General features: G+C 63.6%; 22 protein-coding genes. 10 read left to right on the forward strand and 12 right to left on the reverse strand.

The genetic code is table 11. From position 1 onward, the window contains the following. Nucleotides 1–73 precede the first annotated feature (73 nt). From E5222_RS13800 to E5222_RS13825, 6 genes are all read left to right on the forward strand, one after another. A complete protein-coding gene (locus tag E5222_RS13800) occupies nucleotides 74–688 on the forward strand; it encodes a DMP19 family protein (protein ID WP_246021796.1) in 615 nt (204 codons plus the stop codon). Next, the gene (locus tag E5222_RS13805) at nucleotides 689–1,561 is read left to right on the forward strand and encodes an amidohydrolase family protein (RefSeq protein ID WP_136694390.1); all 873 of its coding nucleotides are present in this window, start codon (nucleotides 689–691) and stop codon (nucleotides 1,559–1,561) included. Further along, nucleotides 1,558–2,016: a beta-lactamase hydrolase domain-containing protein gene (locus tag E5222_RS13810; RefSeq protein ID WP_136694391.1), complete on the forward strand. Its 459-nt coding sequence runs from the start codon at nucleotides 1,558–1,560 to the stop codon at nucleotides 2,014–2,016. The genes E5222_RS13805 and E5222_RS13810 overlap by 4 nt, the downstream gene beginning before the upstream one ends. Next, on the forward strand, nucleotides 2,013–2,759 hold the full coding sequence (locus E5222_RS13815) for an SDR family NAD(P)-dependent oxidoreductase (RefSeq protein ID WP_246021798.1): 747 nt from the start codon (nucleotides 2,013–2,015) through the stop codon (nucleotides 2,757–2,759). Before E5222_RS13810 ends, E5222_RS13815 begins: the two co-directional genes overlap by 4 nt. A 17-nt stretch (nucleotides 2,760–2,776) precedes the next feature. Next, nucleotides 2,777–3,778, forward strand: a complete 1,002-nt coding sequence (locus E5222_RS13820; protein WP_136694393.1) for a zinc-dependent alcohol dehydrogenase family protein — start codon at nucleotides 2,777–2,779, stop codon at nucleotides 3,776–3,778. Between the two features lie 124 nt (nucleotides 3,779–3,902). After that, nucleotides 3,903–4,802, forward strand: coding sequence for a TauD/TfdA dioxygenase family protein (locus tag E5222_RS13825; protein ID WP_136694394.1), 900 nt, complete (start codon nucleotides 3,903–3,905; stop codon nucleotides 4,800–4,802). Here E5222_RS13825 and E5222_RS13830 read toward each other — a convergent pair. Genes E5222_RS13830 through E5222_RS13840 form a run of 3 tightly spaced genes read right to left on the reverse strand, consistent with a single transcriptional unit; the run spans nucleotide 4,799 to nucleotide 7,417 of the window. Beyond that, complete coding sequence (locus E5222_RS13830; RefSeq protein ID WP_136694395.1) at nucleotides 4,799–5,278, reverse strand: GNAT family N-acetyltransferase; 480 nt, start codon at nucleotides 5,276–5,278, stop codon at nucleotides 4,799–4,801. The genes E5222_RS13825 and E5222_RS13830 overlap by 4 nt on opposite strands. Before the next feature lie 54 nt (nucleotides 5,279–5,332). Further along, entirely contained in the window at nucleotides 5,333–6,988 is a 1,656-nt protein-coding gene (locus tag E5222_RS13835) for a saccharopine dehydrogenase family protein (RefSeq protein ID WP_136694396.1), read from the reverse strand. Nucleotides 6,989–7,015: 27 nt separating this feature from the next. Continuing rightward, nucleotides 7,016–7,417, reverse strand: coding sequence for a VOC family protein (locus E5222_RS13840; RefSeq protein WP_136694397.1), 402 nt, complete (start codon nucleotides 7,415–7,417; stop codon nucleotides 7,016–7,018). 112 nt (nucleotides 7,418–7,529) lie between these two features. On the opposite strand from E5222_RS13840, the gene ligM reads away from it, so the two are divergent. Together ligM and E5222_RS13850 are read left to right on the forward strand one after the other, a co-directional pair. After that, complete coding sequence (gene ligM / locus E5222_RS13845; protein ID WP_136694398.1) at nucleotides 7,530–8,945, forward strand: vanillate/3-O-methylgallate O-demethylase; 1,416 nt, start codon at nucleotides 7,530–7,532, stop codon at nucleotides 8,943–8,945. Nucleotides 8,946–9,048: 103 nt separating this feature from the next. Further along, entirely contained in the window at nucleotides 9,049–9,732 is a 684-nt protein-coding gene (locus E5222_RS13850) for an alpha/beta hydrolase (RefSeq protein ID WP_136694399.1), read from the forward strand. Nucleotide 9,733: 1 nt separating this feature from the next. Here E5222_RS13850 and E5222_RS13855 read toward each other — a convergent pair whose 3' ends face one another. The 3 genes from E5222_RS13855 to E5222_RS13865 form a co-directional block, all read right to left on the reverse strand. Further along, nucleotides 9,734–11,125 carry an amidohydrolase family protein gene (locus E5222_RS13855; protein WP_136694400.1) on the reverse strand — a complete coding sequence of 464 codons (1,392 nt, stop codon included), beginning with the start codon at nucleotides 11,123–11,125 and terminating at the stop codon, nucleotides 9,734–9,736. Nucleotides 11,126–11,138: 13 nt separating this feature from the next. Further along, the gene (locus tag E5222_RS13860; RefSeq protein WP_136694401.1) at nucleotides 11,139–12,149 is read right to left on the reverse strand and encodes an NAD(P)H-dependent flavin oxidoreductase; all 1,011 of its coding nucleotides are present in this window, start codon (nucleotides 12,147–12,149) and stop codon (nucleotides 11,139–11,141) included. A 114-nt stretch (nucleotides 12,150–12,263) separates the two neighbouring features. Then, nucleotides 12,264–15,317 (reverse strand): TonB-dependent receptor domain-containing protein, encoded by a 3,054-nt coding sequence (locus E5222_RS13865; protein WP_136694402.1) that lies wholly within the window; start codon nucleotides 15,315–15,317, stop codon nucleotides 12,264–12,266. 52 nt (nucleotides 15,318–15,369) lie between these two features. On the opposite strand from E5222_RS13865, the gene E5222_RS16610 reads away from it, so the two are divergent. Next, a complete protein-coding gene (locus tag E5222_RS16610) occupies nucleotides 15,370–15,513 on the forward strand; it encodes a hypothetical protein (RefSeq protein WP_169053606.1) in 144 nt (47 codons plus the stop codon). Here E5222_RS16610 and E5222_RS13870 read toward each other — a convergent pair. Then, nucleotides 15,510–16,790, reverse strand: a complete 1,281-nt coding sequence (locus tag E5222_RS13870; protein WP_136694403.1) for an aspartate kinase — start codon at nucleotides 16,788–16,790, stop codon at nucleotides 15,510–15,512. The two genes, E5222_RS16610 and E5222_RS13870, sit on opposite strands and share 4 nt — an antisense overlap. 77 nt (nucleotides 16,791–16,867) lie before the next feature. Here E5222_RS13870 and ubiG point away from each other — a divergent pair, with 77 nt between their 5' ends. Then, nucleotides 16,868–17,605, forward strand: coding sequence for a bifunctional 2-polyprenyl-6-hydroxyphenol methylase/3-demethylubiquinol 3-O-methyltransferase UbiG (gene ubiG, locus E5222_RS13875; protein WP_136694404.1), 738 nt, complete (start codon nucleotides 16,868–16,870; stop codon nucleotides 17,603–17,605). Between the two features lie 6 nt (nucleotides 17,606–17,611). On the opposite strand, the gene E5222_RS13880 is transcribed toward ubiG, so the two are convergent. The 5 genes from E5222_RS13880 to E5222_RS13900 form a co-directional block, all read right to left on the reverse strand. Further along, nucleotides 17,612–17,989 (reverse strand): hypothetical protein, encoded by a 378-nt coding sequence (locus tag E5222_RS13880; protein ID WP_136694405.1) that lies wholly within the window; start codon nucleotides 17,987–17,989, stop codon nucleotides 17,612–17,614. Between the two features lie 85 nt (nucleotides 17,990–18,074). Then, nucleotides 18,075–19,070 carry a glycerophosphodiester phosphodiesterase gene (locus tag E5222_RS13885; protein ID WP_136694406.1) on the reverse strand — a complete coding sequence of 332 codons (996 nt, stop codon included), beginning with the start codon at nucleotides 19,068–19,070 and terminating at the stop codon, nucleotides 18,075–18,077. Between the two features lie 44 nt (nucleotides 19,071–19,114). Continuing rightward, nucleotides 19,115–19,543: a thiol-disulfide oxidoreductase DCC family protein gene (locus E5222_RS13890; protein WP_246021800.1), complete on the reverse strand. Its 429-nt coding sequence runs from the start codon at nucleotides 19,541–19,543 to the stop codon at nucleotides 19,115–19,117. Further along, nucleotides 19,540–19,890: an ArsC family reductase gene (locus E5222_RS13895; RefSeq protein ID WP_136694408.1), complete on the reverse strand. Its 351-nt coding sequence runs from the start codon at nucleotides 19,888–19,890 to the stop codon at nucleotides 19,540–19,542. Before E5222_RS13895 ends, E5222_RS13890 begins: the two co-directional genes overlap by 4 nt. Further along, nucleotides 19,887–20,201 carry an antibiotic biosynthesis monooxygenase family protein gene (locus tag E5222_RS13900; protein ID WP_136694409.1) on the reverse strand — a complete coding sequence of 105 codons (315 nt, stop codon included), beginning with the start codon at nucleotides 20,199–20,201 and terminating at the stop codon, nucleotides 19,887–19,889. The genes E5222_RS13895 and E5222_RS13900 overlap by 4 nt, the downstream gene beginning before the upstream one ends. Nucleotides 20,202–20,209: the final 8 nt, after the last annotated feature.

The following is a 20,209-nucleotide window of genomic DNA, read 5'->3' on the forward strand; positions in this document are numbered from 1 at the left end:
TAGCTCACAGAGGAAGCGAAATACGGTCCTTCGACAAGCTCAGCACGAGCGGTTTCATCGCGAGGTACTATTAGTGGCCAAGGTCCCTTGCGCGGAATGCGGTGCAATGATTCTTCCCGCTACTGCCGAGAGTACCGGCGGCATTTGCATGGCCTGTAAGCAAGGCATTCGCAAAAGCATGGAGGAATCGCGCGAGTTCTATAAAAAGCTCAAAGAGTATGATCCCGTCCGAGAGCTTTGGGTCTCGCTCGTGAAACGCTCATCACATGATCCATCGCTTCGGGACTGGTCGAGGTCGGAAGCAAGGTATTTTGCCGTCGGCCTTCTCGAGGGTCAAATCTTTAACGGCGGATTTGATCAGTACTTCTCGAATTCGTCAGGCGACTATTATGAAGAAGCCGTCTGCGGTCTCGAAGAAATAGGAGCGACCGATGCGCTGGCCTTGCTGCACGATGCGGTACGTTTGATTTTCGGAGAACATCAGCCGCCGAAGGCGCAGTCGGAGCGCTGGGATCTAATGAAGCGCTTACAGCACACGTCGATAAACCGGAACTTGGAAGCAATTCGTTCTAGGGCTCTCGACGAGTTGGACCGAGCCTTTTACGAGATCTCGACACCATTATCGGACTCGCTCCTCAACTATGCCAAGGCGCAGGGCTTGATCGCGCCGTTTGAACAGGAATCCTGAATGCCCATCGACCTGAACAAGATCCGCGCCATCGACGTGCATGTCCACGCCGAGATTTCCTGCCACGATCCGGAAGACCCGGTGATGGGCAAGTTCTTCGATGCGGCCTCCGCCTATTTCAAGGCCCCGCGCGAGCGGCCGAAGATGCCGGAAATCTGCGAGCTCTATCGCGAGGCGAATATCGCCTTCTGCATGTTCACCGTCGATTGCGAGAGCGGCATGGGCGCCAAGCGCGTCTCCAATTACGAGGTGGCGGAGGTCGCCGCCAAGAACGATGACGTCTGCATCCCCTTCGCCAGCATCGATCCGCACAAGGGCAAATATGGTGCGCGCGAGGCGATCGATTTGATCGAGAACCACGGCGTGAAGGGCTTCAAGTTCCACGGCATCGCGCAGAACGCGCATCCGGCGGACAAGATGGGCTATCCGATCTATGAGGTCATCAACGAATACAAGCTGCCCGCCATCTTCCACACCGGCCATTCGGGCATGGGCACGGGCATGCGCGGCGGCGGCGGCATGCGCCTGAAATATGGCCAGCCTATTCTGGTCGACGATGTCGCGGTGGACTTCCCCGACATGAAGATCATCCTCGCCCATCCCAGCTGGCCCTGGGTGGATGAGAGCCTGTCGATGGCGCTGCACAAGACCAATGTCTTCATCGACCTTTCCGGCTGGAGCCCGAAATACTTCCCCAAGCAGGTGATCCAGTATGCGAACACCCAGCTGAAGCATAAGATGCTCTTCGGCACGGACTTCCCGCTGATCCACCCGGACAAGTGGATGGCCGCCGCCAAGGACGTGGGCTTCAAGGAAGAAGTCATGCCCGGCATCATGAAGGACAATGCCGCAAAGGTGCTGGGGCTGGCGTGAGCGACCCGACCGACATCCGCAACTGGCTGCGGCTGTCGGACCGCGTGACCACATCGGGCAAGCTCGAACCGGCCGACCCGCAAAGGCTGGCGGACATGGGCGTCAAACGCGTGATCAATCTCGCGCTGGCCGATCACCCGGAAGCACTGCCCGATGCGGATGCCGCGATGGCAGCGGCGGGGCTCGGCTACACGCATATCCCCGTCCCCTTCGATGCACCGGAAGAAGCGCATTACCGCGCCTTCGTCACAGCGCTCGAAGCGGATGAGGCGCCGGTGCATGTCCATTGCATCATGAATTGGCGTGTCTCGGCCTTCTTCTGCCGCTATCACCGCGAGCGGGGAATGGATGACGCCGAGGCCCGCGCCCTGATGCACAAGGTGTGGGACCCGGTCACCATGGATTACGCGAATGCGGACAAATGGGCCGCCTTCGTTGCAGGAGAGGACGATTGAATTTCAACGGCAAGCATATCTGCGTCACCGGCGCATCATCGGGCATCGGCCTGGTCGCCGCGAAGATGCTGGTGGAGCGCGGCGCGCGCGTCAGCCTGATCGCGCGGCGCAAGGAGGTGCTGGACGAGGTCTGCGCAGAACTCGGCGACAACGCAGCGGGCTTCGCCGCAGATGTGGGCGACAAGGCCGCGCTTGAAGGCGCCTTGGATGCCGCTGCGGGCCACTTCGGCCCTGTTGAGGCCCTCTTCGCCAATGCTGGCCTGACCGGCGGCTTCACCCCCTTCACCCAGTTTGATCCGGAGGTCTTTGCCGAGACGGTCAAGGTCAACCTCACCAGCGTGTTCTGGGCGGCGCAGAAGGTCATCCCGGCGATGATGGAAGCGGGCAAGGGCGCCATCCTCGTCACCGGCTCCATGGGTTCCAAGCGCGGCATGGCGATGAACCCGGCCTATGTCAGCTCCAAGCACGGCGTTCTCGGCCTCACCCGCGCGATCGCGGTGGAGATGGCGCCGCACAATATCCGCGCCAATTGCATCATCCCCGGCTTCATCCGGACAGAGGCCTTGGACCGTATTCCCCCCGAACAGAAGGACAAGATAGAAGCCCGCGTCCCCCAGCGCCGCATGGGCAGCCCGGAAGAGCTTGGCGAAGTCGCCTGCTTCCTGCTGTCCGATGCCGCCAGCCATGTCACCGGACAGGACTGGGCCGTCGATGGCGGCGTGCTGGAATCGATCGAAGTATAAGCGAGGAGAACATAACAATGCGCGCATGGATGCTGCCCGCCGGGTCCGACGGTTTCGAAAAGCTCTATATGGAAGACCTGCCCGATCCCGAGCCGGGTCCGGGCGAAGTGCTGATCGCGCCCAAGGCGTGGTCGATCAATTATCGCGATTTCGCGGTGGCGAGCGGCCACTATTTCGGCGGCGCGCTGCAGGCCCCGGCGATCCCGCTGTCGGACGGCGCGGGGGTGGTTCTCGCGGTGGGCGAAGGCGTGACTTCGGTAAAGCCGGGCGACCGCGTGCAGGGCAGCTTCTTCCTCGACTGGATCGACGGCCCGCACACGATGGGCCGCGCTTTGGGTGACGGGCATGGCCCGGGCATGCTGGCCGAAAAGGTCGTGCTGCCAGCGCAAGCCGTGGTGAAGATGGCCGACAGCCTCGATTTCTCGCAGGCCGCCTGCCTGCCCTGCGCGGGCGTCACCGCATGGAACGCGCTCACCCGCGGCCGTCCGGTCAAGGCGGGGGACAAGGTGCTGGTGCTCGGCACCGGCGGCGTCTCCATGATCGCGCTGCAGCTCGCCAAGGCGATGGGCGCCGAGGTGATCGCCACCTCCTCCAGCGACGAGAAGCTGGGCCGGGTGAAGGATCTCGGTGCCGACCACACGATCAATTACAAGGAAACCCCGCAATGGGGCGCCGCGGTGAAGGAGCAGTTCGGCGGCGCGGACAAGATCGTCGAAGTCGGCGGCACCGGCACTCTGGGCCAGTCGATCGCGGCGCTTGCCAATGAAGGCGAGATCGCGCTGATCGGCGTGCTCAGCCAGGGTGAGCCGCCCAGCCCGCACGGGTTGATGATGACCGGCGGCAGCATTCGCGGCATTTTCGTCGGCAGCGTGCAGATGGCGAAGGACCTCAACGCCTTTGTCGATCGGCACAAGATCGAGCCCCCCATCGGCGGCCGCTATGCCTTCGACCAGGCGCCCAAGGCCTATGCCCATGGCTGGGGCGCGGACAGCTTCGGCAAGACCGTGATCGAGATGTAGCTTTGACATAGGTCATTGCGAGGAGCGCAGCGACGCGGCAATCCAGAGCGTCGCGCGGCTCGCCCTGGATTGCCGCGCGGTCTCCGGTCGCTCGCAATGACGATGGAGAACTGGGAGAGACACAATGTGGGAAGTGCGCGTCACCCCGGCGGGGGATTTCGACAACCACCCGTTCAAGTCGAACCATTTCGGCGTCGAGCCGCTCGCCGCCGCCATGGGGGCGGAGATCACCGGGGTGCGCCTGCCCGAGCTTTCGGAAGAGGGGATCGAGAGCCTCAAGCAGGCGCTGTGGAAGCACAAGATGGTCTATCTGAAGGACCAGAACCTCTCCCACGCAGAGCATGAGGAATTCGCCAGCCGCCTCGGCCCCTTCGCCGTGGATGCCTATACGCAAGGCGTGCCCGGCCATCGCGAGGTGCATCCCATCATCAAGGAAGCGGACGTGGTGACCCCATCGCTGTTCGGCGGCGGCTGGCACACGGACAGCCCTTTCCTGCCCGAACCGCCCAGCGTCACCACCCTGCGGCAAGTCGAAGGCCCGCCCTATGGCGGCGACACGGCATGGACGAACATGGCGCTCGCCTTCCGGCACCTTTCCAAGACCTACCAGGACATGCTGCGCGGCCTTCGCGTCCACATGAGCGCCGCCAACAATTTCGCCACCCAGCAGAAACTGCGCGGTGAAGCGATCGGCTTCGGCGATGCCTCAAAGCAAGAGCAGGGCCTCAAAGGCAGCATCCACCCGCTGGTGCGCAAGCATCCCTTCACCGGCGAGGAATCGCTCTATGTCTGTGACACCTACACGGTCGGGATCGAGGGGATGACGACGCATGAAGCCAAGCCCATCGTCGACTATTTGATCCAGCACGCCACCCAGCAGGCCTTCACCTGCCGCCTGCGCTGGCAGCCCGGCATGGTGTGCATGTGGGACAACCGCGCGACGATGCATCTGGGCCCGAACGACTATGACGGCTTCCGGCGTGAGATGTACCGCACCACCACGGCGGGGGAAGTGCCGGTTTAGGCCTTGCGCCCCGCCAGCCTCTCCAGCGCTTCGCCGCTCACGCGCTGGATGCGCCATTCGTCCATGCCGACCGCGCCGATCTTGCGATAGACGTCGATGGCGGCCTTGTTCCAGTCGAGCACCGCCCATTCGAAGCGCGCGCAATCGCGGTCCAGCGCGACACCGGCAAGGTGTGCCAGCAGGGCCGTGCCCACACCCTGACCGCGCGCATCGGGTGTGACGTAGAGATCCTCGAGATAGAGGCCCTTGCGCCCCGTCCAGGTCGAGAAGTTATGGAAGAAGAGCGCGAACCCCACGGGTTTGCCGCCAGCCTCCGCCATCACCGCCTCGGCGCTGCCTTCGCCGAAGAGCGCATGCTCCAGCATAGCCTCGGTCGCGACCACCGCATCGGGCTCGCGCTCGAATTCCGCCAGCTCACGCACGAAGGCGAGTATCTGCGGGACGTCGGCACGGGTGGCGGGGCGGATCGTGGTCATGGCAACTGCCTAGCGCTTTCGGCGCGCGCGGCAAGCATGGGCGAGCCTGCACAGCTACACACGGCTGAGCCTTCCCTGATAGTGAACAACAAGCCCCACGACCCGCAGGACGATTTCGACATCGAAGCAGAACATCCCGTCGCGCTGGCACTCGAAGCTCCTGCCCCTTGGCAGTAGGAACTTCGGCAATGGTATTCCCAAAATCGACCCGCGACGGGGAACAAGATGGAGCCTCTCATCTTCCACCACGAGCGCCAGCCCGAATTCGACGATTCCGAACCGCTCGACGAGCAAATGACTGCTGCGGCCAACGCCGCAGGACTGGTGCGAGCTGAAGGAATGATCGCCGAAGGTCCGCGTCCAGCGCTCACCACCGCCTTCGGGTGAGAAGGTGACACTGACGGGAACCGGGTCCCCGCTCTTCGGGAAACCAAAGACCATGGCAATGACGCCCGCCAGCAAGCCACTGCCCCTTTTTACACTGGCGGTTCCCGCCCAGCTGCGCTCTGCCACGTCGTCATGAAGCTCGCGCACTTTCTCCGGCAGGCCGTCGAATGCGCTACCGAGGATGCAGCGATATATGGGGCCGTGCGGCACATGGTCGCGAAAACCGGAATGGATCGTCCGCCCGGCAAACAAGCGACCATAGTCGTCCAGCTCTAGGGCATGCGTGGCTGGCCGGGCTCCCGGTTCCGGCCAGTTGCCCGCCAGCGCCTTGCGGATGATCCCCTCGATCGCCATCGAGGGGATCAGCGGGCCGTCATCGGCCTCGGCCAGCAGGTGCCAACTCCGCTCTACCGGCTCGCCGTCGCGCGTGCCCTTCGCGTGGACATACATGCCCCCGCGATGCTCGCCGAATTTCATCAGGTTCAGCACTGCGTAGAAGAGGCGCGAGAACGGTTCCGGCGAAGGCAGGTGCAGTAAATGCCGCGCCTTCGCCAGTAGGTTGAGCATGCGGTGCAGCGCTTCGGGCACCGGCCCTGCACCCATCCAGATGTCGGTCATGGCCGGGTGTTCTGGCGGCAGGACCTGCAGGTCCGGAACATCGACCAGCGAAAAGCGGATATTGCGGAGCGGCATCCGTCCCGGCACGGCGATAGTATAGCGTCGGCTTTCCGCCAGGCCGATGCCATGGCCAACACGACCAGCACGGGTGAGCTTTACCGGCGCTCCTGCATAACCGACCACCGCACGCATCACGTTGAGACCGATGCCGGCATAGGGCGAAGGAGCGATGCCCCCCTCGACCTCGACGATCTCCATCGTCCGACTCAGTTCACGCAACACTGCCGCAGTCAGGACCGGAAAGCTGCTCACGCCCGAAAGGATACATATGCCCGCCTGCCGCGCCGCTTCATCGAAACGCGAAATGCCGAAGACGAAATCGGCGCCGTCGGCAAAATCGAGATAGTGCACCTTCTGCGCCAGGCAGCTTTCGACGACGCGATATTGATCGGCGCCGTAGTCCTGGAAGGGTCCCGATGCGTCGACCACAAGATCCGGCTGCAACCGGGCCAGGGCATCAGCAATGTCGCGACGGTCCAGTCCGACCGGCTCCACGCGTGCTACGCCGGTGAAAACGGAGCAGAATTGCCGCGCCTTTGCCTCGCTCCTTCCGGCTAGCAGCAACGTCGCCTGCGGCATGTCGCTCAGCAGCCGGGCCAGGCGGCCACCAAAGACGCCATAGCCGCCAAGGATCAGGATTTTCACCAACAAGCCCCCTTGCCGCAGGTCACCTCACCCCGCAAAGAAGTTCAGCTCCAGCAGGATGTTGTTCGGGTCGGCGGTGAAGATCTGCTGCAAGCCGATCGCTTCGACCAGGTTCTCCTGGTACTCGGCCCCGCGCGCATCGAGGCGGGCCTTCACCTCGTCATAGCCCTGCAGGCGCAGCGCCACGTGGTGCAGCGCGCCGGTCAGCGCGCCTTGCGGCACGTCGCGGTCATAGGCGCGCGGACAATCGACGGTGTTGATGTGGATGATCGCGCGGCCTTCTGCATCGAACATCCAGGTCGCGTTCTGGGGCGTCAGCGGCGGCGGGGCATCGCGGCGTTCCAGATTGAGCAGCTCGGCATAGAAATCCGCTGTCTCCTCCATCCGGTCGGTGATGATGTTCACATGGTCGAGCGCTTCGACTTTCATGCACGGCCTCCTGTCGCTTTGTGCGCCTTATGGCTTGCACCTCTAGCGCAACATTGTATGTGACGCATACAATTTCGCATATATGATTCTTTCACAGATGAGAGGAAGAGGAATGGCTGAGAATCTCGAACAGGTTTTGGCTGGTGCAAACGGCGATATCGTCGGCCAGCTGCGCAACAACAAGATCGGTGCCTATGTGTACCCGGTGGTTGCCCCCGAATTTTCCAACTGGCGTGACGAGCAGTGGGCATGGCAGCATGGCGCCGTCCTGTTCGACCAGTCGCACCACATGTTCGACCTCTACATCAACGGTCCGGACGCCGGCAAGCTGCTGTCCGACACGATGGTCAACTCATCCAAGGGTTGGGAAGTCAACAAGGCCAAGCAGTACGTCCCCACGACGCCTTACGGCCACGTGATCGGTGACGGCATCATCTTCCGTCTGGCTGAAGAAGAATATGTCTATGTCGGCCGCGCACCTGCCGCGAACTGGCTGATGTTCCAGGCCGAAAAGGGCGGCTACAACGTTGACATCATCAACGATCCGCGTTCGCCCTCGCGTCCGATGGGCAAGCCCGTCACCCGCATCTCCTGGCGCTTCCAGATCCAGGGCCCGCGCGCTTGGGACGTGATCGAAAAGCTGAACGGCGAGCCGCTGGACAAGCTGAAGTTCTTCAACATGTCGACCATGAAGATTGGCGACAAGACCATCCGCACGCTGCGCCACGGCATGGCCGGCTCGCCGGGCCTCGAAATCTGGGGTCCCTATGACGAGCAGGAATATGTCCGCGAGAAGATCCTCAAGGCCGGCGAAGAATTCGGCCTGATCCCGGTCGGTTCGCGCGCCTATCCGTCGAACACGCTGGAATCCGGCTGGATCCCCAGCCCGCTGCCTCCGATCTACACCGGCGACGAGCTGGAAGATTACCGCAAGTGGCTGCCGGCCAATGGCTACGAAGCGACCGGTTCGATCGCTGGTTCCTTCGTCGGCGACAGCATCGAAGACTACTACACCGATCCGTACCAGCTGGGTTATGGCCCGTTCGTCAAGTTCGACCACGACTTCATCGGTGCCGACGCACTGAAGAAGATGGAAGAAGACGGCACCAGCAAGAAGTACAAGAAGGTGACCTTCGAATGGAACGCCAACGACATGAAGAAGATCGTTGGCTCCATGTTCGATCCGGAAGGCGAGCAGTACAAGTTCTTCGACTTCCCGCTGGCTAACTACGGCAACTCCAGCTTCGATGCTGTGAAGGACGCAGACGGCACCGTGATCGGCAAGTCGATGTTCACCGGCTACTCCTGGAACGAGAAGAAGGCCCTGTCGCTCGGCTATGTCGACGCTGACGTGCCGCTGGGTACCGAGCTTGACCTTACCTGGGGTGAAGAAAACGGCGGTACCGAGAAGACCACGGTCGAGCCGCACAAGCAGCTCGACGTCAAGGTCATCGTTTCGCCGGTGCCTTACGGCAAGATGGCTGCCGACACCTACGCAACTGGCTGGCGTACGACGAAGAAGGCCTGATCTTCTTCGCAGCCAATCGGCTGACAGAATTTGGGGAGGCAGCGTCGCGTTGCCTCCCCTTTTTCTTGGCACACGCTAGCTTGCAGAAAAAGGGAGAGTGCTGATGGCCAATTACGTCCTCGTCCATGGCGCATGGGGCGGCAACCACACCTATGGCGAAGTGCCCGCGCGGCTGGAGGCGGCGGGGCACAAAGTGCTCAACTGCACGCTGCCCGGCCTCGGTTCGCGGCAGGAGGAGCTACATCGCGGCATAACCCTCACCGACCATATCGATGCGGTGTGCGAGCAGGTGGAAGAAGCCGGCTTCGACCGCTTCATCCTTGCCGGTCATTCCTATGGCGGCATGGTCATCACCGGCGTCTCCGGTCGGCTCGGCAAGCGGATCGACGGCATCTGCTACATCGACGCCTTCTGGCCCGAGGATGGCGAGGCCTTGTGGCACATCACCGGCAAGTTCGAGCACGAATGGTACCTTGAATCGCAGAAATACAATCCCGGCTTCGTGCGCCCGCTGATGAGCCCACCGGAATTCGCGCCGGTGCCGGGCGTGGTCGGCTACCACCCGCTCCTTACGCTGGTCGAAGCGGTGCAGTTGTCGGGCGATGAGCAGGGTATCGCGAAGAAGTCCTATATCTTCGCCACCGGATATGAAGGCACGCCCTTCCCGCGCTTTGCCGAGAAGGCGAAAGCGGCGGGCTGGGACTATCACGAAACGGATACCGACCATTTCGTGATGGAGAAGGACCCGGAGCTGACGGTGGAAGTGCTGCTCGGCCTCGCAGGCTAGGCTACATTCCCAGCATGGCGGGATCGAGCGGCGTGCCCTGCGCCGCCATCCCTTCCAGCAGGTCAGTGCCGATTTGCTCCACATCGTGCTGCACGGCCTTTGCAGCGAGTTCGTCCACCGCATGGGGACGGCCGGCGGCGATCACCAGCGCGGGCTGGCGCAAGCAGGCAATGTCCAGCTGCGGGTCGCAAGGGTAAAGGACGATATCGGCAGCGCAGCCTTCATCGAGGCAGCCGAGCCGCTCTTCTTCGCCCAGCACTTTCGCGGCATTGCCCGTTGCGCTCGCAAGCGCCTCGCCCGAAGTCAGCCCAGCTTCCACCAGCAGTTCCAGCTCGTCCACCAGCGAGCGACCCGGGACGTTGACGAAAATGCCCGCATCGCTTCCCGCCACCAGCAACACGCCTTCCCGCTGCATTATGCGGGTGAATTCGGCATAGTGGCCCGCGCGCTCGCGCTCATTCGCCGGGTCCTGCGCGGACCAGAAGGCGGTGACTTCCGCCTCCAGCGCCTGCAGCACCGGGTTGAGCCAGTCCACGCCCTCCCTCTGCGCGAAAGCACCGTCGCTTTCGGCCATGTGCACGAGGTTGCGGTGGGCGACGAGTGTGGGCGTGACCGGCGTGCCCGAGGCGGCGATATCGCGCGCCAGTATCCTTGCTGCCTCCGCGTCCCAGCTGTCGCGCAGGCCGTGGAAATAGATCGTCTCGGTATGCTCGAAGGTCTCGAAACCGGCGTCGAGCAGGTTCGCATGCGGGATTTGGAAGGGTCGCACCTGCGGAATGCCCTCCAGCCGCTCGCCTTCGGGCGTATGGCCGGTAATCGCCATGCCCAGCGCCTGCGCCTCCGCCAGCACGCCCGACCAGGCATCGGCATTGAGGTTGGAATAGACCTTGATGCGGTCATACCCCGCTTCATGCTGCGCGCGCACCGCCGCGCGGCCTTCCTCTTCGGTCAGCACCATCTGGTGGTTGATCTGCGCATTCGGGCCGGGCGAATTGAGGATCGGGCCGCTGGTGTAGAGGCGCGGACCGGCAAGCTCGCCCGCAGCAATCTCCTCCGCCATCCGCAGGTGGAACGGCATGCCGGAGAGGTTGCGGACGGTGGTCACGCCATAAGCGAGGTAGCCTGAAAGCTCGGCCTCTCCCCAGACATGCACATGCATGTCGATGAGGCCGGGATGCGCGAAGAGGCCCTGCGCATCGAGTATCTGGACGCTGCCCTCGACCGGCGGCATGTCGGCCGCATCGCCGGTGGTGGCGATCGCGCCGTCCTCGATCAGCAGATAGCGGTTTTCCGGCCCGATATTGGCGAGGAGCAGGCGGTCCTGCGCGGCGAGGGGCGGGGCCGCGAACAGCAGGCACGCGGCGGCAAGCCGTGTCCAGTTCCGTGCCCGCATGCCGCCCCCTTTCCTACCGCCGTTCGAGCGCCGCCTCGCTCTCGGCCATCAGCGTGGCGATGATATCGGCCACCGGCTCTTCCTGCTTGACCATGCCGACGCTCTGGCCCGCCATCAGGCTGCCATTCTCGACATCGCCGTCGATCACCGCGCGGCGCAATGCCCCGGCCCAGTAGTGCTCGATCCTCAGCTGCGCCTCATTCATGTCGACGCTGCCCTGGTCGAGCAACAGGCCGACTTCGCGCTGCTTGGCGGTGAATTCCTCGGTACCCTTGTTCTTCAGCGCGCGGACCGGAATCACCGGCAGGCGCGGGTCGAGCTGGACGCTCGCCACCGCATCGCGCGCACCGGCGCGGAAGAAGGCCTTCTTGAAATCGGGATGGGCAATGCTCTCGGTCGCGCAGGCGAAGCGCGTGCCCAGCTGCACGCCTGCCGCGCCCATTTCCAGGTAGCTGGCGATCATGTCGCCCCGGCCGATGCCGCCGGCGACGAAGATCAGGTTCTCTTCGCTAAGTTCGGGCAGGATTTCCTGCGCCAGCACGCTGGTGGAAACCGGGCCGATATGACCGCCCGCCTCACTCCCCTCGATCACCAGCGCATCGGCGCCCGACCGCAGCAGCTTCTTCGCCAGCGCCAGCATGGGGGCGAAGCAGATCAGCTTGGCGCCCTTTTCCTTGATCGCATCAACGCTGCCCTTGGGCGGCAATCCGCCCGCCAGCACGACATGGCCGACTTCATGCTTGGCGCAAATGTCGATCAGGTCGAACAGGTCCGGGTGCATGGTGATGAGGTTCACGCCGAAAGGCTTGTCGGTCAGCGCCTTGGTCGCGGCGATTTCCGCATCGAGGAGGTCGGTCGTCATCGCCCCGCAGGCGATCACGCCGAAGCCGCCGGCATTGGAAATGGCGGAAACAAGGTTGCGCTCCGACACCCAGCTCATCGCGCCGCACAGGATCGCGGTCTCGCTGCCGAGGAATTGGGCACCGCGCTGCATCAGCGCATCGGTCTTGGGATAGCTCGTCATGGGCGGTGCGATTAGGGCCGCTGCTGCCGGACTGCAAGCATCGCTTGCCCCAACAGCGGCAGGGGCGGCGCGGACCGGCTGAGATAGCCAGTCCGCACCGCTGCCTGGCTTGCATCAGAAGCGCACGCGCGCGCCGATGCGATAGGTCCGGCCAAACGTATCGAAATAGACCGGATTGGTGGGAAAGCCGTTGCCGCCCGGCGCAATCACCGGATCCTTGTCGAGCAGATTGTTGATCGACCCGAACATCTCGATCTCGTCGGTGATCTCGAACGAACCCGACAGGTTGAAATAGGCCGCCGCCTCCACCTTGTTATCGCTGATCGAATTGGGATTGGTGCTGTCATAGCCCGCATCGCTCGGATCCACCGCCGGCCCGCCGCTCCCGGTCAGCGTGGCATAGCGGCCGGAGCCGATATAGCGCATCTGCAAGGTGAGCGTGGCTGGTCCGTTCTGGTAGGTGGCGAAGGCATTGCCCTGCCATTTGGGCGAAGTGTTGAACGTGCCGAAGGCCGCCGTCGGGCCCGTCTGCCCCGCATAATTATATACCGGGGAGCCGAGGCCGGTCGAAAACAGCTGGTCGTAGAGCAGCGAGGCCAGCACGCGGACGTTGAGCGAGGACTCCGCGCCCAGCGGCATATTGTAAGCCGCCTCGAAATCGACGCCGCGCGTAGTGAAGCCCTGCAAGTTCGCCGCCGTATTGGTGATGGCGGTGATGTCGTCGGTGCCCTCGCCCTCCATCAGGTCGCAGAATTCCTGCGCCCCGGCGAAGCACTGGGCGACGATATTGGCCGCACCGATACCCGAAGGCGGACCGGCGATCGCGTCCTTGATGGTGATCTCGTACCAGTCGGCCGAGAAGCGGAAGCCGGAAAGCGCACCTCCTTGCGGGGTCAGCACCACGCCGACGGTCCAGGTGTCCGCCTTTTCCGGCTCCAGCCCGACATTGCCGCCGGTGGTGATCGTGGCGGCATCGGTCAGGCCGTCATTCCATGGATTGGCGACCGAACCGAAGGGTCCGCCCACCGTGCGGTTGTAGGTCTGGAACAATTCGCGGAACTGCGGGGCGCGCACGTCGCGCGAGCGCGTCGCCCGGAAGCGCAGCCAGTCGGTCACGTCCCACAGCGCGCTCACCTTCCAGGTCACGAATTCGCTGCTGGCCGTCTCCCCGGCATATTCGCCCGCAGTGCCCTTGGCCTTGTTGCTGGTGCCGCGCGCCGCCAGGTCGAGCTCGAAATAGCGGCCCAGAGCGCCGTTCTCGAAGACCGGGACGATCAGTTCCGCATAGCCTTCGAGCACCTGGATATTGCCGCCGTAGTCGAGGCCGTAGCTCAGCGTGAAGTCGTTGTAGAACGGCGTGTTCTCAAGATCGTGCGTGACGTTCACCGTCTCGCGCCGCCATTCCGCGCCTGCCGCCAGCTTTACCGCGCCCGCTCCAAAGCCGTCGAACAGGTCGCCTGCGACATTCACGGCCGCCACATCCTGCTTGATGGTGGAGAGTTCCTCCAGCGTGCGGAATGCATAGTCGACCGCCGCCGGATCGGCATTGCCGATGCCGAACAGGTTGAGCGGCACGCAGGGGCCGGCGCTGTTGGCATAGGCGACGTCGTCGGCCGTATAGGGCGCGCCGGTATTGGGATTGATCCGCCCCGGAACGTCCACGCCGCAAACGATGCCGCCATCCGTCTGCACCGCGTCGAGCGCGAAGGTCAGGAAAGGCGCGACCACATTGTGGAAGAGGTGCTGGTCGTTTTTGTTCTCGCCATGCGAGAAATAGGCATCCCAGATCCATCCGCCGCCCAATTCGCCTTCGAGCCCGCCAAGGGCGCGCCAGGTGGAATTGTTGGTCTCGTTACGGGCGGACTGTTCGCTCAGCATGTTGCGCCCGAACCCGGCACCGGCCGGGCCGATCAGGGCCGCCGCTTCCGCCGGCAGGAAGGCATTGTCGTTGAACACCCGGAAGCCGACATAACCCCGATCGAAGATTTCCAGCGCATAGGGGCCGATCGCGCCAGTGGCGACGGGGTTCACCGCCGCACTGTGCGCATAGGAGCCTTCGAGGAAGAGCTCGATATTGCTGCCAAGCTCATAGGTGGCATGGCCAAGCAGCGTGTAACGTTCGACTTCGGGCCGCAGCGTCGTGCCGTCATATGCGCCGGCGCTGAATTCGTCGTCGCCATCCTGGCGGAAGCCGAAGAAGCCCGCGCCCGTGGAATGGAAGCCGCGATTAAAGGGGATAAGCTCGGTGCCGTCGGCATTGAACTGCATCAGGTCACCGCTGACTTCGGGCACGTTGATGCAGGCCCCGGCGAATACCGTGCAGGGTACCAGCACTCCGGTCAGGCTCTGGTTCGCCGAATAGGCTTGCGGGCCGATGATATAGTGCGGCAGGCCGTTGGTCGCGTAGCCGGTATTGGTGAACAGGCCGTAGCGTTCCGAGCACCAGCCGCGCTCCTCGCTGCAATTGCCGATGGCATCGGTCTGCTGGTACTCGCCGCCGAACACGAAGTGTCCGCGGCCGCCCGCAAACTCCGTGCCGAAGGCGGCGCTGGCGTGATACTCATAGCCATCGCCCGCATCGGTGCGGGTAAAGTCCGCCTGCGCGCGCAGGCCCGTCAGGTCCTTGTCGAGGATGATGTTGACGACGCCGGCGATGGCGTCCGATCCATAAAGTGCCGAAGCGCCGCCGGTCACCGTCTCGGTTCGCTCCACCAGCATCGAGGGGATGAGCGTGATGTCGACACCGCCGCCCGTCGCGGTCGGCACCACGCGGTGCGTGTCGACCAGGGTCAGCGTGCGCGTGCCGAAGAACGGGTTCAGGCCGCGCAGGTTCACGAATTGCGCGCCGACGTTGAAATTGCCGAGGCCGACATTGTTGGATGAAAAGAAGTTGGAGTTCGCAGGCAATTGGCTGACGATATCGCCGACATCGGTGAGGCCGAGATTTTCGATATTCTCCGAATCGAACACGGTGACCGGGCTGGGCGTATCGAAAGTGCTGCGCTGGACGCGCGAGCCGGTGACGATGATCTCGTCCTCTTCGATTTCAGCGCCGTCCGAATCCTGCGCGAAGGCCGGATTGCTCAAGGCGCCGAGAAGGCCGATTGCGATTGCCGTCGTGCTCAGACCACGGCGAGTATGCGCAATGCCCATGGATAGTGCCTGCATGTGTTCCTCCCTCCATTGCCGCCCGGTTGGTCCGGGTCAGCTGCACGGGAAGATGCGCGGCAAGGTTCTCGAATTAATAGCGAAGCGCGCGGCACTCCCCCTTGCGACGATCAATAATGCATACAATCGGGCGATTGTAAAACCTTATTGCAAAGCGCAAAAAGCAGTGGCCGCAAGCGTGGCGGAATTTGGCTAGGCCGCTTCCGCCGGTGCATCCAGGCCATAGGCAGTATGCAGCACGCGCACGGCCAGTTCGGTCTCGTCCTCGTCGATCAGCACGGAAACCTTGATCTCCGACGTCGAGATCGCCTGCACGTTGATGCCGCGATCGGCCAGCGCCTTGAACATGGCGGCGGCGACGCCCGCATGGCTCTTCATGCCCATGCCGACGACCGAGACCTTGGCCACCTTGCTGTCGGTAATGATGCGGTTGAAGCCGATCTTCTCGCGCCGGTCTTCCAGCAGCGCCTGCGCGCGGGCGAGGTCCGCTTGCGGCACGGTGAAGGTGACGTCCGTCTCGCCCTTCTCGCGGCCGACATTCTGGATGATCATGTCGACATTGATGCCCGCTTCGCCCAGCGGCAGGAAGATTTCCGCCACTGCGCCGGGCTTGTCGGGCACGCGGGTCAGGACGATGCGTGCCTCGTTCTTGTCGTGGGCGATGCCGGTAACGGTCTGGCGTTCCACTTGGCTCTTCTCCAAAAGTTCGTCCATCTCCGCTTCGGAGACGATCATGGTGCCGGGAATGGTATCTGCGGCGGGCGCATCCTCGTCCACGAAGGAGGAGAGGACCTGCAGCCGCACGCCGCGCTTCATGGCGAGGCTGACCGAGCGGGTCTGCAGCACCTTGGCCCCGACCGAGGCGAGTTCGAGCATTTCCTCGAAGGTGACATATTTCTGCTTGCGCGCGCGGGCAACGATGCGCGGGTCGGTGGTATAGACGCCGTCGACATCGGTATAGATGTCGCAGCGATCGGCCTTCACCGCCGCCGCCACGGCCACCGCGCTGGTATCCGAACCGCCGCGGCCCATCGTGGTGATGCGCCCTTCGTCGGACACGCCCTGGAAGCCGGGGATCACCGCGATCTCGCCAGCCTGCATATGCTCGATCAGCTTGTCGGCATCGATATCGCCGACGCGGGCATTGGCATGGGCGGAGAAGGTGTGGATCGGCACCTGCCACCCCAGCCAGCTGCGCGCCTTGCAGCCCATCGCCTGCAGCGTGAGCGCGAGGAGGCCGCTGGTCACCTGTTCGCCGGAGGAAACGACCACGTCATATTCGGCCGGATCGTAGAGCGGGTTCGCCTCGCGGCAGAAGTTCACCAGCCGGTCGGTCTCGCCGGCCATGGCCGAGACGACCACCGCCACCTCGTTTCCGCCCGCGGCCTGCGCGCGCACGAGGTTGGCGACGCGGCGAATGCGCTCTGTCCCCGCCATGGAGGTGCCGCCGAATTTCATCACGATACGGGCCAAGACGAACTCCCTGCTGCGCCCAATTGGAAGGATATTCGAGTCTGGCCCGAAACCTCGCGCGCTGTTAGGGCGAGGACATGGGTGATGCAACTGTAGCAAATGAAACCATCCGCCCGCAGGAGGCGGCGCATTTCGGCGCGCTGGCGGCGGAGTGGTGGGACCCCAAGGGCTCCAGCGCGATGCTGCACAAGCTGAACCCCGTGCGGCTCGCCTTCATCCGAGAGGCGATCGACCTGCACTGGGCGGGCGATATCCACTCTGTGAAGCCGCTCGCGGGCAAGAGCGCGCTCGATGTCGGCTGCGGCGCGGGCCTGTTGTGCGAACCCCTGGCGCGGCTGGGGGCAAACGTGACCGGCGTCGATGCGGCGGCGGAGAATGTCGCGGCGGCCAGGGCCCATGCCGAAGGTTCGGGCCTTGCCATCGATTATCGCCATGGCGAGCTGGGATCGCTCGGCCTCGGCCAGTTCGACCTCGTCACCTCGATGGAAGTGATCGAGCATGTGGCGGACAAGCAGGCTTTCGTTTCCGGGCTGGCCGCGCATCTTGCTCCCGGCGGGCTCATGGTCCTCTCCACCCCGAACCGTACGCTTGCCAGCCGCGCGCTGCTCGTCGGCGCTGCCGAGGCGCTTGGTGCGGTGCCCAAGGGCACGCATCACTGGGAGGATTTCGTAACGCCGGAGGAGCTGGAGGAGCTGCTAGTCGCTGCGGGTCTCACCGTGGGTACGCCGAAGGGCATCTCGTGGTCGCCGACCAAGGGTCTGCACCTCTCGGACGATCTGGCGCTCAACTACATCGTCACGGCGCAACGCGCCTGATCAGGGCTAGGTGCAGCGCGCAAAAGTCACCGGAGGCGAGGCAACGCCGGTATTGGAGACCATCTCCACCCGGAATTTGCCGCCACGATCGATCACGTAGCGATTACCTTCAAGGTCGCAGACGAAAGGGCGCATCTCGCGCCGCAAATACTGTTCGTTATAGGTATAGCCGCCGATCGGCAGGTTGGTGATCCGCATCACCAGCGTATCGCCTTCGGCTACCGCGGCGACATTTCCGGGTAGGTCGGGCAGCATGCGCTGGCCATCGGTGTTGATGAATTGTGCCGTCCCCGCAATGATCTCTTCCAGCGGCTTCTCTTCGAACGAGGACGTGCCGCAAGCGGTCAGCAGTCCGGCGCAGAGCAAGGGCAGGATGGCACGCATGATATGGCTCCTCATCGCTTCGAGCCGTGAGCCATAGCACTGAAAAGGATAAGGTTTCGTTTCCCCGGCGGCAGTCAAGCGCCTGTCAGGGTTCGTAATTCCCGCTCGCCCGCAAGGTGACCGCAGCGCCCGGATGGTCGGTGAAAATGCCGTCCACCCCTGCCGCCACCAGCATTCCCATCAGCGGCGGCAATCCGCCCAGCCCGCGCGGATTGTCATTGGTCTTGAGCGCATCGGGCATGAAGGCATTTTCGCGCCGGAGGGTCCAGGCATGGACCAGCAGCCCTTGCGCATGCGCTGCTTCGACCAGCCCGCTCGACCGGCCGCCATCGCCCAGCACCAGCCGTATGTCCGCCCCGATCCCGTCGGCATAGCGGGCGATGTTTTCCAGTCCCTGCGGCAGCAGCATTTCGCCATAGGAGACATCGGGGGTATCGACAGGGCTGCCACTCGCCGACACCAGCTGCACCAGCCGCAATTGCGTGATCCGGTTGAGGCGCACCAGCGGCTCGACATCGAAGCTCTGGATGAAAACCGGCGCATCCGCTCCCCCATAGCCTGCTGCATGGAGTTCGCGCACCAGCATGGCGCCGAGGTCATGGCCAATGCTGGCAAAATAGGTCGGGTGCTTGATTTCGGGATAGAGGCCGATAGTGCGGCCCGTCTCCGCCTCCTTGGCGCGGACCAGCGCGATGATCTCCGCCAGCGTGGGCACCTGGTAGAGCCCGTCATAGGCGGTGTTGTCGGGGCGCAGTTCGGGCAGCCGCTCGCGGGCGCGCAATGTGCGCAATTCGGCCAGCGTGAAATCCTCGGTGAACCAGCCGGTCAGCTCCTCCCCGTCGATCACGCGGGTGGTCAGCCGCGCGGCGAATTCGGGATGCTCGCCGATATCGGTGGTGCCCGAAATCTCGTTCTCGTGCCGGGCGACGAGCACGCCGTCCTTCGTGGCCACAAGGTCCGGCTCGATGAAATCCGCGCCCTGGTCGATGGCGAGCTCATAGGCGGCGAGCGTGTGTTCGGGCCGGTCGCCGCTGGCGCCGCGATGGGCGATCACGATCATGGCGTTATCCTCCTGCGCCATCGCCGGCGCGCATAGACAAAGGGCAAGGAAGGCAAGGAGCCATTTCACAGGATTCGCTCCATATATTCAGGGCGCGGTACAAAGCAGGTCTCGCGCCTGCCGAAGATCCGATAGCGGTTGCGTGCGACAAAACGATAAAAGGGATCGCGGATCGCGCGCGGCACCAGCTTGAAGATCGAAAGGGCACGCCATGGCCAGCCGAGCGCGCCATAGATCGCCAGCACGCCATCGCTGTCGCGCAGCGCCTTGTTGCCATCGACCACGATCATCGTATCCGGGTCTGCGGGATCTATGCCGAAATGCCGGTAGAGCGCCGAACCAACCTCCCCCTGCATGGCGGCGAGGCGGAAATGGCCCTTGCGGTCATACTTCAACACGAATTGCGCATTGGCCGAGCACAGCACGCACATGCCGTCGAAGACGATGACCGGATGGCCAGCGGCATGTGCGGGAAGTGCCGGCGCCTCGCTCACGTAAGCGCGTTCTCCCATTCGCTTTGCGCGAAGCCGACAAGGATGCGGGTGGAATCGGGCAATTCGACCACCGGGCGCTTGATCATGCTGGGATGCTCCACCATCAGCGCGATGGCCTTGTCGCGGTCGATCCCTTCCTTGTCGGCATCGGGCAGCTTGCGGAAGGTGGTGCCGCGACGGTTGAGCAGGACTTCCCAGCCCGCCTCGTCCGACCAGCGAGCGAGCTTTTCCGCGTCGGCGCCTTCCTTCTTGTAGTCATGGAAGCTGTAGTCGAGACCCTGGCTTTCCAGCCACTTCCGCGCCTTCTTGACCGTGTCGCAATTGGGAATGCCATAGAATTGGATCATGAAATGTCCTTGTGGTCGAAGCGGTGCACCCGCGGATCGGCACAGGCGAACAGCGTGTAGCTGTCGTAATAGTCGCGCCTTCCGCGGCCCTGCACCTGCAGGTGCTCCGCCTGCCTGCCCCATGCGCGCGCCGCCTCCTCGCTGTCCCATTCGGAAAGGGCGATCACCTCGCCATCATCGGCGGTATAGGATTTGAAGGAGCGGTAGCCCGGTTGTGCCGCGGCCATCTGTGCCATCCGCGCGGCATCATCGGCATAGGCGGCCGCATCCATGTCGGCGCGCTTGCGGTTGCGGAAGACGACGAGGAACATGGCGCCCT

The organism is Alteraurantiacibacter aquimixticola (genome assembly GCF_004965515.1).
In the GTDB taxonomy this organism is placed as follows: domain Bacteria; phylum Pseudomonadota; class Alphaproteobacteria; order Sphingomonadales; family Sphingomonadaceae; genus Alteraurantiacibacter; species Alteraurantiacibacter aquimixticola.